This is a genomic window from Cytobacillus kochii (genome assembly GCF_044790165.1).
GTDB lineage: Bacteria > Bacillota > Bacilli > Bacillales > Cytobacillaceae > Cytobacillus > Cytobacillus kochii.
This window is the reverse complement of record NZ_CP085254.1, coordinates 2,575,571-2,588,954: the sequence shown is the minus strand read 5'-3', so window position 1 is coordinate 2,588,954 and position 13,384 is coordinate 2,575,571. Positions and strand designations below refer to the sequence as shown.

Below are 13,384 nucleotides of genomic sequence, written 5' to 3'. Positions count from 1 at the left end.
GTAAATGTACGTTCAAAAGAAAAATTAGTGCTTGTTAAAGCTATTAGAAATGACTTGTTTCCAGCAGTAGTTGATATGTTTATTATACGTTAAAATCGTTTTCCTAGTGGAATGGGTTGTGTTTATTGTGGAAATACATCAGCGATATGTAACGGAAAGTACAAGATGTTAATTTTACAATTAGGAGGGATATAAATGATTTTTGAAATGACTACTCAAGTTAGAGTTGCCAATATTGAAGAAGGGCAAAAGTGGTATGAAGCACTGCTTAATAAGAAGGCTGATTTTACTCCACATGAGGGGTTTGCTGAGTGGGAACTTATTCCTGGATGTTGGTTGCAAGTCGCAGAAGGAACTCTTTCCGAGGGTAACGGACCTTTGCGTTTAGGAGTGACTAATATTGAGGCTGAAAGAGAGAGACTTATAGAAGTTTTAAAGATAGATAGGTTTGAAATACATTCAAGACCTTATGTACCAGTGAAATGGGGAACTTTCACAGACCCATGGGGAAATCGACTTGGATTTTTCGAATATTTAGATAAGGGAGAAGAGCAAGAGCGTATTAAAACGATCAAAGAACAATAAAAGTTTGAAATAGTCTGGTAAGAAAGGGAACTACGAGAGAGGTTCCCTTTCATTTATGTAACAAATAACAAAGGTCACGAAAACAGTGTTAATTTAAAGAAGATTAATAATTAAGAAATAGGTATATACCTAAGAAACACAAGAAGTCTGTAAACAATCATCTTTGAAAAACAATTGCTTTGTATGAGCTCACTACTGTTTTCGTTTGTCCGTGCATAAAAAATAAATAGAATTAACTTTATAGTGAATTGCAAAATCCTTTCCACTCGTATCCTCTTAAAAAACATCTCCAGGGTCTTTTAAAGGCTCTCCCTCATAATTCTGAGTATAGAGACCTACATTCATATTTAAAGTTTATTATTATATCCTTACAAGATCTTAAAACAAGCATTAGTCAATTATTATTTGTGAGACATAATAAATTGCTTATGTTTGCCATTTCAGAATGTAAAAGAACACTAATATTTACAGGGTATGTAAGGATAAATAACATTCAAAAATTAGAAAGAAAAAACTATTTGGAACAAGTATTAAGTGAAGCGCTTACAAAACTTTGCTTTTTACATTTTGACAAGCAAGACTAGTGAACTATTTTACGAATTGTATAATGATTAATCGATTAGAACACAGTAAAATGATTATAAGATTCTAACAATTCAGTTTAATTAATGTTAGAAAAACTAACATTCAAAGATGCTATCTTTTAAGGAGGTTACTCTATAGTGAAAAGCGACCGAAAAGAGACATTAGCAACACTAAAGCGGAACTTTGAAGAAGTAGAACCACCTTTTTCTAAGCATGATGCACTGGATGAGGCCAATCGATGTTTGTATTGTTATGATGCTCCTTGTATTCAAGCGTGTCCAACGGGAATTGATATCCCTAGTTTTATTAAAAAAATTGCCACAGATAATTTATTTGGATCTGCAAAAACAATTATGTCTGCTAATCCTGTAGGAGCTAGTTGTGCACGCGTTTGTCCGACAGAAGAACTTTGTGAAGGCGCATGTGTACTCAATCATTCTACTAAACCTATTTTAATAGGAAATTTACAACGGTATGCAACGGACTGGGCAATTAAGAATGAAGCGACCCTGTTTCATGCTGGAAAGCCAAATGGAAAGAAAGTAGCGATTATAGGAAGTGGGCCTGCCGGTTTATCAGCAGCCAGAGAATTAGCAAGAATGGGTTATAAAGTAACGATTTACGAAGCAGAAAGTGAAGCGGGAGGATTAAATACTTACGGAATCGTCTCATTTAGATTACCGCAGAAAATATCTTTTTGGGAAGTAGAACAAGTAAAAAAATTGAATGTAGACATTGTTACAAATACGAGAGTAGGGGTAGATATCTCTGCTAAAGAAATTCTGGAAGAGAATGATGCTGTTGTTTTAGCCATTGGTATGTCATCTGTACCAGAATTAGGCATTCTTGGTGAAGATTTAAATGGCGTTCATGATGCGATTGAATTTGTAAAAGAAACAAAGACAGCACCTATTCATGATGACTTATACAAAAAAAAGGTAGCAGTAATCGGGGCTGGTAATACAGCTATCGATGCTGCAACTTGTTCAGTTAGATTAGGAGCGGATAATGTCAAAATTTTATATAGAAGAACGCTGGCTGAGATGACCGCTTATGATTTTGAATATGAATTTGCAAAGCAGGATGGTGTCGAATTTCGCTGGTTAACAGCTCCGGTTGAAATTTTAGGAGATGAGCAAGGGAAAGTTACAGGTATTAAATGTGTCAAGATGACTTTATCGGAACCTGGTGAAGATGGAAGGAGACGTCCTGTACCCTTAACTGATTCTGAATTTACGATTGAAGTAGATGCAGTGATTAAAGCGATCGGACAAAGTCGTTATATTGATTTAATTGAACAATTTGAAATTAGTCACGATGGTGGTGTTGTGACAATAGATAGTGAAACCTTTCAAACATCTAACAGTAAAGTATTTGCCTGTGGAGATTGTATATTTGGTAAAGGACAAGGTGAAGCAATGGTTGTGTCTGCTGCACAACAAGGAAAAGCGAGTGCCATAAGCATCCACCGCTCTCTATTAAAAGAAACGATAGAAACTGCTTAAATATCTTGGAGGTGAAATAATGGCAGATTTAAGTACAAATATAGCTGGAATTAAATCCCCAAATCCATTTTGGTTAGCTTCAGCTCCGCCAACCAATTCAGGTTATCAAGTACAGCGTGCCTTTGAAGCTGGGTGGGGAGGTGCAGTTTGGAAAACATTAGGTGACCCCATTTTAAATGTTTCTTCGCGTTTTGCAGCAGTGAGTTTTAATGGTCAAAAAGTAGCAGGGTTTAATAATATTGAATTAATTACTGATCGACCGTTGGAAGTAAACCTGAAAGAAATCTATGAAACAAAAAAGAAATATCCTAATCATGCAATCATTGCTTCGTTGATGGTCGAACCGAAACAAGAAAAATGGCATGAAATTGTCAAAAAGGTGGAAGAAGTGGGTGTCGATGGACTTGAATTAAATTTCGGTTGTCCGCATGGGATGGCTGAAAGAGGAATGGGAGCAGCCTCAGGTCAAGTACCAGCACTTGTTGAGCAACAAACCTATTGGGTAAAAGAAGTAGCGAAGACACCGGTAATCGTGAAACTTACACCAAATATCACCGATATAACTGCAACAGCTGAGGCTGCGGTTAATGGTGGTGCAGATGCAATTAGTATGATTAACACGATTAATAGTTTAGCAGGTGTAGATATTGAAACGTGGAATACCATTCCGCATGTTGGAGGGAAGGGTGCCCACGGTGGCTATTGCGGACCTGCAGTGAAACCAATTGCTCTAAATATGGTTGGAGAATGTGCACGTAATAGTAGAATTGGTGTGCCAATCTCAGGAATTGGTGGTATATCTAATTGGCAAGATGCTGTGGAGTTTATGCTCATGGGTTCAACAAGCGTACAAGTTTGTACAGCGGCCATGCATCATGGCTTCCGCATCGTAGAAGATATGATTGATGGGCTGAATTATTATTTAGATCGTAAAGGGATCGCTTCGGTAAATGAAATCATCGGTAAGTCTGTACCCAAATATTCTGATTGGGGCGATTTAGATCTAAACTATCAAATTGTCGCACACATTAATAATGATGTTTGTATCAATTGTAATAAATGCCATATTGCCTGTGAGGATACCTCCCATCAATGTATTGATATGCTGACCGGAACTGATGGTAAGCCTTATCTCCAAGTTCGCGAAGAAGATTGCGTCGGTTGTAATTTATGTTCGATTGTTTGTCCTGTAGATGGAGCAATCGATATGGTCGAAAAACGAAATGAACTACCACCGATGACTTGGAATGAAAGGCAAGAAGCCATTGCAAATATAAGCTATGTTGCAAATAGTACAGCGAAGTAAAAGAGTGAGAAAGGGTGGTTACTTATGAAAAAACTCATAAAAAATGGAGTAATTGTTACAGCAACAGATACTTACAAAGCAGATATCCTAATTGAAGATGAAACAATTATGCAAATCGGAGAGAATCTTCAAGAGAGTGGTGCGGAAGTCGTTGATGCAAAAGGACATTATGTCTTCCCTGGTGCGATTGACCCCCATACTCACTTAGACATGCCTTTTGGTGGAACGGTCACTAAAGATGATTTTGAAACGGGTACAAAAGCTGCCGCATTTGGTGGAACAACTACGATTGTTGATTTTTGTTTAACGACAAAAGGGAAATCACTCAGTAGCGCCGTTGAAACTTGGCATCAAAAATCAAAAAATAAAGCGGTCATTGACTATGGTTTTCACTTGCAAATTGTTGAGAGCAGTGACGCTGTATTAGCAGAGATACCGAAAATGGTTGAGGAAGAAGGCATAACTTCATTAAAAGTATTTATGGCGTATAAAAATCAATTCCAAGCAGATGATGAGACACTATATAAAACTTTACTTGCCGCTAAAGAACTTGGGGCACTTGTCATGGTGCATGCTGAAAATGGTGATGTAATTGATTATTTAGTAAAGGACGCATTAGCAAAAGGAAATACAGACCCTATTTATCATGCTTTAACTCGTCCCCCTGAAGCAGAGGCAGAAGCAACAGGAAGAGCTGCAACACTTACCGGACTTGCTGGATCCCAATTATATGTCGTGCATGTTTCGTGTGCAGATGCGGCTAAAAAAATAGCTGAAGCTAGAAGTCAAGGTATCGATATCTGGGGTGAAACCTGTCCGCAATATTTGGTCTTGGATCAAACCTATTTGGAGAAACCAGATTTTGAAGGAGCTAAATATGTTTGGTCACCGCCATTAAGAGAAAAATGGAATCAAGATCATTTATGGAATGCGTTAAAGACAGGACAATTACAAACACTCGGATCTGATCAATGTTCTTTTGATTTTGTTGGCCAGAAAGACTTAGGAAAAGGTGATTTTTCTAAGATTCCAAATGGTGGTCCATTAATTGAAGACCGCGTAAGTATTTTATTTTCAGAAGGTGTGAAAAAAGGGAGAATATCACTTAATCAATTTGTAGAGATTACTTCAACCCGTGCAGCTAAATTATTTGGATTATATCCGAAAAAGGGTACGATAGCTGTTGGCGCTGATGCTGATCTTGTTATCTATGATGGCAATGTCGAACGGACGTTGTCGGCGAAAACGCATCATATGGCAGTTGACTACAATCCTTTTGAAGGCATGAAAATTACAGGAGAGCCTATTTCAGTGTTATCTAGGGGTAACTTTATCATCAAAGATAAACAATTTGTAGGTGAAGCAGGTCAGGGTAATTTTATTAAGCGTGCTAAATATGGAGAAACGTTAGAAAAACGACCAACAATGATTTAACTTTTATTGCGCCCTGCTGAAATGATTTCAGCAGGGTATCCAACTTCAAGAACTTTACTAAATGTGTTGTTCATATTAAGGGGGTGTCCATATTGGAGAAGAAAGATAATTATTTAAAATCACCGGACCTATTGCCAATTGGTTATAAGGAAAGGAAAATTGGTACCTTTGGTTTTGCAGTTATTTGGATTGGTATGGCGATTGTGCTAGCAGCATTTGCTATTGGTGGTGGCGGAATTGTTCATTTATCGCTTCCTATGGTTCTGTTAGCAACCATTATCGGCTCAGTGGTCATTGGGATATTGATGTCCTTAATTGGTGATATTGGTGTGGAACATGGACTTTCTTTTCCTGTATACATGCGGGCGCCGTTTGGAACAATTGGCACACATATTCCTTCAGTTGTTAGGGGGATAACTGCTTCATGTTGGTTTGGCATAAACACTTACTTTGGTGCTTCCGCTATTAACGGGATACTTAATCTTCTTTTTGGCTTTGATCAGTGGTTCGTATGCTTTATTCTTTTTGCTGCTGCACAATTAATCAATACAGCATTAGGAATTAAATCGATTGAACGGTTTGCTGATTTAGCTGCCCCTATTATTATTATAATCTCATGTTGGATGTATATTACATTATCAGATAATGCAACAAGCCAAGGTAAAGATGTCTGGACTTGGGTGGAAAGTCCTGCGACAGGTATAACTGCTTTTACAGCTTTCATGGTTGTAATTATGGCAAATATGGGCTTTTGGGCTACACTTGCAGCAGATATGCCAAGCTTATCAAGATTCTTTAAAGCCCCTAGAAATGAGAGGAATTGGTTTAAACGCAATAAATCTCAGTTAATTGGTAATATCATCGTGATGCCAATTGTGAATACATTCATGATTGCGATTGGCGCTGTATCATATATGGCAGTTAGCACATCAGATCCAATTGTGGCATTACAAGAGTCAGCTAGTGGTTTTATTTTAGGGATTCTTCTATTAATGATTGTTTTAGCACAGTGGTCTACAAATACTTCGGCCAACATTATACCAGCAGCAACTGTTTTCTCTAATGTAGGCGGGCCGAAAGTACCTTTTTGGGTAGGAGTCATTTTTGCAGGAATTATTGGTACTCTTGCGCAGCCATGGAGCTTGTTTGATGTGCTTAATCAAGCGTTATTAGTCATTGGGGGAATCCTAACATCTATCGTTGGTATATTATTTGCTGATTATTATTTATTAAGAAAGAGAAGAGTGAATGTGCCAGCATTATATGAGAATGAAGGGCAATTCAAATATTTTGCAGGTTTTAATGGCGCTGGACTAATTGCTTGGATTGTCGGGGGGATATGTGCCAATCTATTGTCTACCTACTCTTCCATTGTAGGTTTTGTCGTTGGAGCTGTTCTCTATTATGTTTTAGCGAAGTACTGGTGGTTTAAAAAATACAAGCAAAGCGAAATGAATGATCCTAGTGATGAGAAATATCTGGGAATTACAGTCGGAAGAGATTGGGTTTTATCTATTGATGAACAGGAAATAGTAAATACTAAAGTCAAAGAAAAAGTCCAATAAAGGAGATGGTCAAATGTCTGAGCATATTGAATATATGAAAGAAAAAACAAGCATTGATGTCCTGTTAAATAACGGTTATACAATTAAAAGCATTACAGAGAATTTAAGTGGTGCCTTTGTGGAGTTTGAGAGAATTACAGGTTCAACGATTTACTCTGAAACGTTACACATATTAACAGCTGATGCACGCAAGTATTTTTCTGTCCATTTAATTAATCGTAAATAAGTTGTTGAAGGAGATGACATTTTGGAGAAACAAAAAGTAAGGATTAATAGTGAGAGATTAACAGAAACGATTGAACATTTCGCGAATTTTGGTAGGACAGAGAATAATGGTGTAACAAGGTTAGCTCTATCAGAAGAAGATCGCTTAGCACGAGAATATTTTAAAACCTGCTGTGAAGCACTGAAAATGGAAGTGAAAATTGATGATATGGGTAATATGTATGCTCTTTTACCAGGTTTAGAAGAGCGTCCACCGGTGGTCATCGGTTCCCACCTTGATTCAGTAAAATGCGGAGGTCGTTTCGACGGTGTTTTAGGGGTAATTACAGGTTTAGAAATTGTGAGAACACTTGTTGACAATAATATTACACCTAAGATTCCTATTATGTTAGTTAATTTTACGAATGAAGAAGGTGCTAGATTTGAACCTTCAATGATGTCCTCCGGAGTTTTAAGTGGAAAGTTTGATAGTGAAAAGATGTTGAACAAAAAAGATGGTGATGGCAAGGTCTTTAAAGAAGAGTTGGCGAAGATCGGTTTCAATGGCTCTGAGGCCAATAGATTAAAAGAAGCGCATGCCTTTTTAGAGCTACATATTGAACAAGGGCCGGTTCTTCAGCATGAAGAGTTGAAGATTGGTGTAGTTGACTGTGTAGTAGGGATGGTCTGTTATGAAATTAAAATCGTAGGTGACTCTAATCATGCAGGCACGACGCCTATGCATTTACGTAAAGATGCACTATTTACAACCAATAACTTTATTCAAGATATTAGAAGTGAATTAAGTAGTTTACCAGATGACCTCGTATTTACTATGGGAAGACTAGATGTTTCTCCTAATGTTCATACGGTTATTCCAAATGAAGTAATTTTTACGATTGAAGCAAGGCATAAGGAACCTGAAGTAACAGCAATTGTAGAAGAAAAAATAAAAAAAGTACAAGAAACCGTAAATAGTGAAGGATGTACTGTATTCATTGAAAAACTCTGGGATCGCTCGACCGTCCATTTTGATAATGAAATGGTTCAATTACTAGAAAATGTGACAAAAGAACAGAGATTACCATATAAAAAAATGGCTAGTGGTGCAGGGCATGATGCTCAGTTTATCGCAAGTATGATTCCTACTGCTATGTTATTTGTACCTAGTATAAATGGAAAAAGCCATAGTGAAGATGAATTTACTCCATATGACGATTGTGCAGCAGGTGTCAATGTAATGTTAGAGGCTGTATTGGAACTTGTAAAATAAATGAATGAACAAAGAAACGAACTTAACAGTGACATTCACTTAGAGTTCGTTTCTTTTTTATCTGGAATTTATTAGAAAATAAAGGTTTTTTAAAAGAAAAATGAATGAATTCCCAAAAAGCCACCTGTATTTTTTACTATAGATATTTAAATAACTTTTCCTACATTTATAAAATTTTTTGGTTCAATCGATCGTCATTCAATCCTTAATTTTCCATTACAAACCATTCGATTTCATAGAAATAGGATTTTTTTCCTCCTTGACGAATATTAGGAATCTGTACTATTGTTAATATTGTGATGTGATAATGAGAATCATTATCATTAAAAGTGTAATTTTTTTTCTAACCATGTAAGAAAGAAATGAACGCTTTCTTTTTTAATTTTAATTGAGAATGATTATCTGTTGAGAAAGGGTGTTAAGATGCTTAAAGGAAAAGTTGCAGTCATCTCAGGTGCAGCAAAAGGAATGGGTGCCGCTTTAGTCAAGCGTCTCTGTTCTGAAGGTTGCCAAGTGGTTGGCTTAGATATCGAAGCAGAAAAACTAAACCAATTATCGGAAGAGTTATCAAACCGGGATCATACATTTGAAGGCTACATCTGTGATGTATCAAATAAAGCACATGTAACAGATACGATACAACTAGTAATAGAAAAATATAAAACGATTGATATTCTTGTCAATGTTGCTGGTGTGATCTCAGTAAACCCGATTCAATCTATGACAATGGATGAATGGGAACATACTTTTTCCATTAATACAAATGGGGTATTTTATCTATCCCATGAGGTGAGTAAAGTGATGATTACCAAGCAATCTGGGGCAATTGTTACAGTTAGTTCAAACGCAGCATCTGTACCGAGAACATCTATGTCAGCGTATTGTGCATCAAAAGCTGCTTCTCTCATGTTTACAAGATGTTTAGGGTTAGAGCTTGCAAAATACAATATACGTTGCAATATTGTCTCACCAGGTGCCACTGACACAGATATGCAAAGAGACTTCTGGAAGGACGGTGCTATTGAGCAAGGAATTAAGGGTGTTCAAGAAGAATATCGCGTAGGTATTCCATTACAAAGAATAGCCACTCCGGAAAATATTGTTGATTCGATTCTTTACCTCGTTTCAGATCAGGCAAGTCATATCACTATGAATAATATTGTGATAGATGGTGGAGCGAGCTTAGGTGCACAATGACGAAAAAAGAGGTGGATATTAATGGCGATATTACAAGAAAAAAGCGTCAATAAAATGGCGGATTTATATAATAATGGCGATAGTTTCCTTGGTTTTCCCACGAAACATATTTTAGCAAAGGGAAAGGAAGTTAAATTACATACGGAAGAACAGGAAGGAAAATCCTTTAGCGAACGAGTGGATTTACTTTGGCAGAAGTGTCCCCGGACATATGGACATCATGATCTGATGATAGCTGCTTTTCCTTTGGATCAAAAGGATGTAGCAACCTTATATATCCCTAAAGAAGTAATGTTGGAGAAACCGTTAACTAGTACAAGATATCAAGAAGGAAATAGACTCCCGTTACCTAATAAGGTGAATTTTCATCCACAACCACAGGAATATATGATGATGGTCGAAAAGGCTGTAGCAAGAATAAAAAATGCAGAGCTTAAAAAGGTTGTTTTAGGCCGTTTAATGCAAATTGAGTTTAGTAAAGACGTGAATATTCATTATGTTTTACAGAATTTATTAGCAGATAATGAAGATAAATTTAATTTTGCGGTTCATTTATCAGATGAAAAAAGTACGTTGATAGGATCTAGTCCGGAATTGCTGATTAAAAAAGAGGGAGGAAAAGTGATTACCAATCCTTTAGCAGGTTCAAGGCCGAGGATGGCAAACGAAGAGGATGATAAAAAAATGGCCCAAGAATTAAGTTGCTCTGAAAAAGATTTATATGAACATCGCCTTGTCGTTGAAGCGATTGAAAGAAATCTTAAACCATATTGTCGAACACTAACTGTTCCCGCTCGACCTTCTGTTATTTCTACAAAAACGATGTGGCATCTTTCAACAAAAATAGAAGGGGAGTTGTATGACGAAAGCGTTTCATCTGTTCAATTAGCCGAGAGTATTCATCCGACACCAGCTATTTGTGGGACACCAGCAGTTAAAGCTTTTCAATTGTTGAATGAACTCGAGCCATATAATCGTCATTATTTTACAGGGATGATTGGTTATAGTAAAAGAAACGGTGATGGAGAGTGGGCGATTTCAATTAGATGTGCAGAACTGAGTCAACGAAAAATGAAGTTATTTGCTGGAGCAGGAATTGTTGCTCAATCAGTACCACAAGAAGAATGTGATGAAACGGCCGCAAAATTAAAAACGATGTTAAGTGCATTAGGTATTGAATAATTCATAAAGGAGAGTTGTAAATGTTACAAGGATATACACCGTGGCCAGATGAATTGGCAACAAAATATCGCTCAAATGGTTGCTGGACTGGTGAAACTTTTGGGGAAGTATTAGAAAGAATGGCAACATTCACACCGACATCCATTGCGCTCATTGAAGGAAATCGTAAAGTCACGTATGAAGAGTTAGATGATAGAGCCAATCGCTTAGCCCATGGATTCATACATCTTGGGATAAAAAAGCAAGATCGAGTAGTATTGCAACTCACCAATACCATTAGCTTTTTTGAAGTTTGTTTTGCGTTATTCCGTATTGGGGCTCTCCCTATTTTCTCTTTGCCATTGCATCGACAAACAGAAATTACTTACTTTTGCGAACATACAAAAGCCGTTGCTTATGTGATACCTGATGTTTTTGATAGACATGATTATGTGAAGATGGCCAGAGAAGTGAAAGGAAAAGTTAATACATTACAACATATTATTGTCGCAGGAGATGAGCAGGAGTTTTTAAACGTTGAAGCACTAATGTCTGAAGAGTCTGTGGATCTACCAAATATTACGGGTAGCGACTTAGCATTTTTCCAATTATCTGGTGGAAGTACTGGGTTGCCTAAGTTAATTCCGAGAACACATGATGAGTATTTATATAGTATTCGCAAAAGTGTAGAAATCTGTGAATTAAGTGAAAGGACGAAATATCTTGCTGTATTACCAGTAGCACATAACTTCACGATGAGTTCACCTGGTGTTTTTGGTGTCTTATATGCTGGTGGGTGCATCATTTTAAGTCCCGACCCTAGTCCAGATACGGCATTTCCACTAATCGAAAAAGAAAAAATCAACTTTACTTCACTCGTTCCTCCGCTCGCAATTATTTGGATTGAGGCAAAGAAGACAAGAGATTATGATCTTACTAGCTTAGAGGTGATTCAAGTAGGTGGGGCAAAATGTAGTGCCGAAGTAGCGAAAAAGGTGGGACCTAGTTTTGGCTGTTCACTACAACAAGTTTTTGGCATGGCTGAGGGCTTGGTTAATTATACGAGATTAAATGATGCAGATGAGAAAAACGTTTATACACAAGGGAGACCAATGTCTGAATTTGATGAGATTCGTATTGTAGATGAAGAGGATCAGTCTGTTGCCATTGGTGATACGGGCCATTTACAAGTAAGAGGTCCTTACACGATAATTGCCTATTACAATGCAGAGACTCATAACGAAAAAGCATTTACTCATGATGGCTTTTATCGGACAGGAGATATTGTTAAACAAACGGAAGATGGTTATTTAATCGTAGAAGGAAGAGATAAGGACCAAATTAATCGTGGTGGAGAAAAGATTGCTGCTGAAGAGGTTGAGAATTATTTGCTCTCACATGAAGATGTATTAGATGCAGCAATTGTCAGTATGCCAGATGCATTCCTTGGTGAAAGATCTTGTGCATTTATTATCTCGCAAAACGCACAGTTGACAGGTCAAGCTTTGAAGTCGTTTCTACAATTAAAAGGAATTGCCGCATTTAAGATACCTGACCGTTTTGAATTTGTACATGAGTTTCCACAAACACCACTTGGAAAAGTAAGTAAAAAAAGCTTGAGAGAAATCATCCAAGACAAATTAGCTACTAAAATATAAAAGGAGAGATTCCCTATGTCAATACCAAAAATCAAAACCTATCCATTACCTGAGGCAAATAGTTTACCAAAAAATAAAGTAGATTGGCAGCTTGATAATAAGCGCGCAGTACTGCTTATTCATGATATGCAAAATTATTTTATCAACTATTATGAGAATGGTTCTCAATTGATTGAGGGAGTGATTGAAAAGATTGCTCGTGTAAAAGCCTATTGCCAAAGTCAAAATATCCCGATTGTCTATACTGCACAACCAGGTAATCAAAAAGATGAAGATCGTGCCTTATTGACCGATTTTTGGGGGCCAGGACTAACGGAAGATGAAGCACAAACAGGTATTGTACCTGAGTTGGCACCAACAGACAATGATACGATTCAAACAAAATGGAGATATAGTGCTTTTAAGAAATCAAATTTACTTGATCGTATGAAGGAAGATGGTCGTGATCAACTTATTATATGTGGTGTGTACGCACATATAGGTTGTTTAGCTACGGCAATGGAAGCATTTATGTATGATATCCAACCATTTCTAATTGCCGATGCGGTAGCTGATTTCTCTTATGAGGAACATGTACAGGCATTAAATTATACAGCAACTAGATGTGGGAAGGTTTTATTAACAGAAGCACTACTTCATGATTTATCAGAAAAAAACGCATCTAATCGTACGCACAGTGAAATAAAGGCAAAAGTAGCAGAGATACTAGATATCTCCCCTAGTGAAATCAAGGATGATGATGACTTAGTGAGCTTAGGATTAGACTCCATTAGGATGATGACGTTAGTAGAAGAATGGCGAGCTGAAGGAGCAGATGTAAACTTTATGAAAATGGCATCAAATCCAACCCTACAAGCTTGGTATGAAATGTTTCCACAAACAGACGAAGTCTATTCTTAAAAGGAGGAGCA

At 37.1% G+C, this 13,384-nt stretch carries 11 protein-coding genes; all 11 read left to right on the top strand.

The features are described 5' to 3' along the window. Nucleotides 1-195: 195 nt before the first annotated feature. The 11 genes from LG276_RS13325 to LG276_RS13275 all read left to right on the top strand — a co-directional run bounded on the left by LG276_RS13325 (nt 196) and on the right by LG276_RS13275 (nt 13,373). The gene (locus LG276_RS13325) at nt 196-585 is read left to right on the top strand and encodes a VOC family protein (RefSeq protein WP_251161749.1); all 390 of its coding nucleotides are present in this window, start codon (nt 196-198) and stop codon (nt 583-585) included. Between the two features lie 722 nt (nt 586-1,307). Next, a complete protein-coding gene (locus LG276_RS13320; protein WP_251161748.1) occupies nt 1,308-2,675 on the top strand; it encodes an NAD(P)-dependent oxidoreductase in 1,368 nt (455 codons plus the stop codon). A 19-nt stretch (nt 2,676-2,694) separates the two neighbouring features. Beyond that, a complete protein-coding gene (preA, locus tag LG276_RS13315; protein WP_224938386.1) occupies nt 2,695-3,981 on the top strand; it encodes an NAD-dependent dihydropyrimidine dehydrogenase subunit PreA in 1,287 nt (428 codons plus the stop codon). Nucleotides 3,982-4,005: 24 nt separating this feature from the next. Then, a complete protein-coding gene (hydA, locus tag LG276_RS13310; protein ID WP_224938385.1) occupies nt 4,006-5,415 on the top strand; it encodes a dihydropyrimidinase in 1,410 nt (469 codons plus the stop codon). A gap of 92 nt (nt 5,416-5,507) precedes the next feature. Beyond that, entirely contained in the window at nt 5,508-6,980 is a 1,473-nt protein-coding gene (locus tag LG276_RS13305) for an NCS1 family transporter (RefSeq protein WP_224938384.1), read from the top strand. A 13-nt stretch (nt 6,981-6,993) separates the two neighbouring features. Further along, the gene (locus LG276_RS13300) at nt 6,994-7,206 is read left to right on the top strand and encodes a hypothetical protein (protein WP_095373056.1); all 213 of its coding nucleotides are present in this window, start codon (nt 6,994-6,996) and stop codon (nt 7,204-7,206) included. 21 nt (nt 7,207-7,227) lie between these two features. Then, on the top strand, nt 7,228-8,457 hold the full coding sequence (locus LG276_RS13295) for a Zn-dependent hydrolase (protein WP_251161747.1): 1,230 nt from the start codon (nt 7,228-7,230) through the stop codon (nt 8,455-8,457). Nucleotides 8,458-8,880: 423 nt separating this feature from the next. Next, a complete protein-coding gene (locus tag LG276_RS13290; protein ID WP_251161746.1) occupies nt 8,881-9,654 on the top strand; it encodes a 2,3-dihydro-2,3-dihydroxybenzoate dehydrogenase in 774 nt (257 codons plus the stop codon). A gap of 21 nt (nt 9,655-9,675) precedes the next feature. Further along, entirely contained in the window at nt 9,676-10,836 is a 1,161-nt protein-coding gene (locus LG276_RS13285; RefSeq protein WP_251161745.1) for an isochorismate synthase, read from the top strand. A 20-nt stretch (nt 10,837-10,856) separates the two neighbouring features. Further along, on the top strand, nt 10,857-12,473 hold the full coding sequence (locus LG276_RS13280; RefSeq protein ID WP_251161744.1) for a (2,3-dihydroxybenzoyl)adenylate synthase: 1,617 nt from the start codon (nt 10,857-10,859) through the stop codon (nt 12,471-12,473). 15 nt (nt 12,474-12,488) lie between these two features. After that, on the top strand, nt 12,489-13,373 hold the full coding sequence (locus LG276_RS13275) for an isochorismatase (protein WP_224938379.1): 885 nt from the start codon (nt 12,489-12,491) through the stop codon (nt 13,371-13,373). The last annotated feature ends 11 nt before the right edge of the window (nt 13,374-13,384 follow it).

Excerpts from the sequence above, each read along its gene's own strand:
- LG276_RS13325 (WP_251161749.1), top strand. The coding sequence starts at position 196 with ATGATTTTTGAAATGACTACTCAAGTTAGAGTTGCCAATATTGAAGAA.
- LG276_RS13300 (WP_095373056.1), top strand. The coding sequence starts at position 6,994 with ATGTCTGAGCATATTGAATATATGAAAGAAAAAACAAGCATTGATGTC.
- preA (WP_224938386.1), top strand. The coding sequence starts at position 2,695 with ATGGCAGATTTAAGTACAAATATAGCTGGAATTAAATCCCCAAATCCA.
- LG276_RS13280 (WP_251161744.1), top strand. The coding sequence starts at position 10,857 with ATGTTACAAGGATATACACCGTGGCCAGATGAATTGGCAACAAAATAT.
- hydA (WP_224938385.1), top strand. The coding sequence starts at position 4,006 with ATGAAAAAACTCATAAAAAATGGAGTAATTGTTACAGCAACAGATACT.
- LG276_RS13290 (WP_251161746.1), top strand. The coding sequence starts at position 8,881 with ATGCTTAAAGGAAAAGTTGCAGTCATCTCAGGTGCAGCAAAAGGAATG.
- LG276_RS13275 (WP_224938379.1), top strand. The coding sequence starts at position 12,489 with ATGTCAATACCAAAAATCAAAACCTATCCATTACCTGAGGCAAATAGT.
- LG276_RS13285 (WP_251161745.1), top strand. The coding sequence starts at position 9,676 with ATGGCGATATTACAAGAAAAAAGCGTCAATAAAATGGCGGATTTATAT.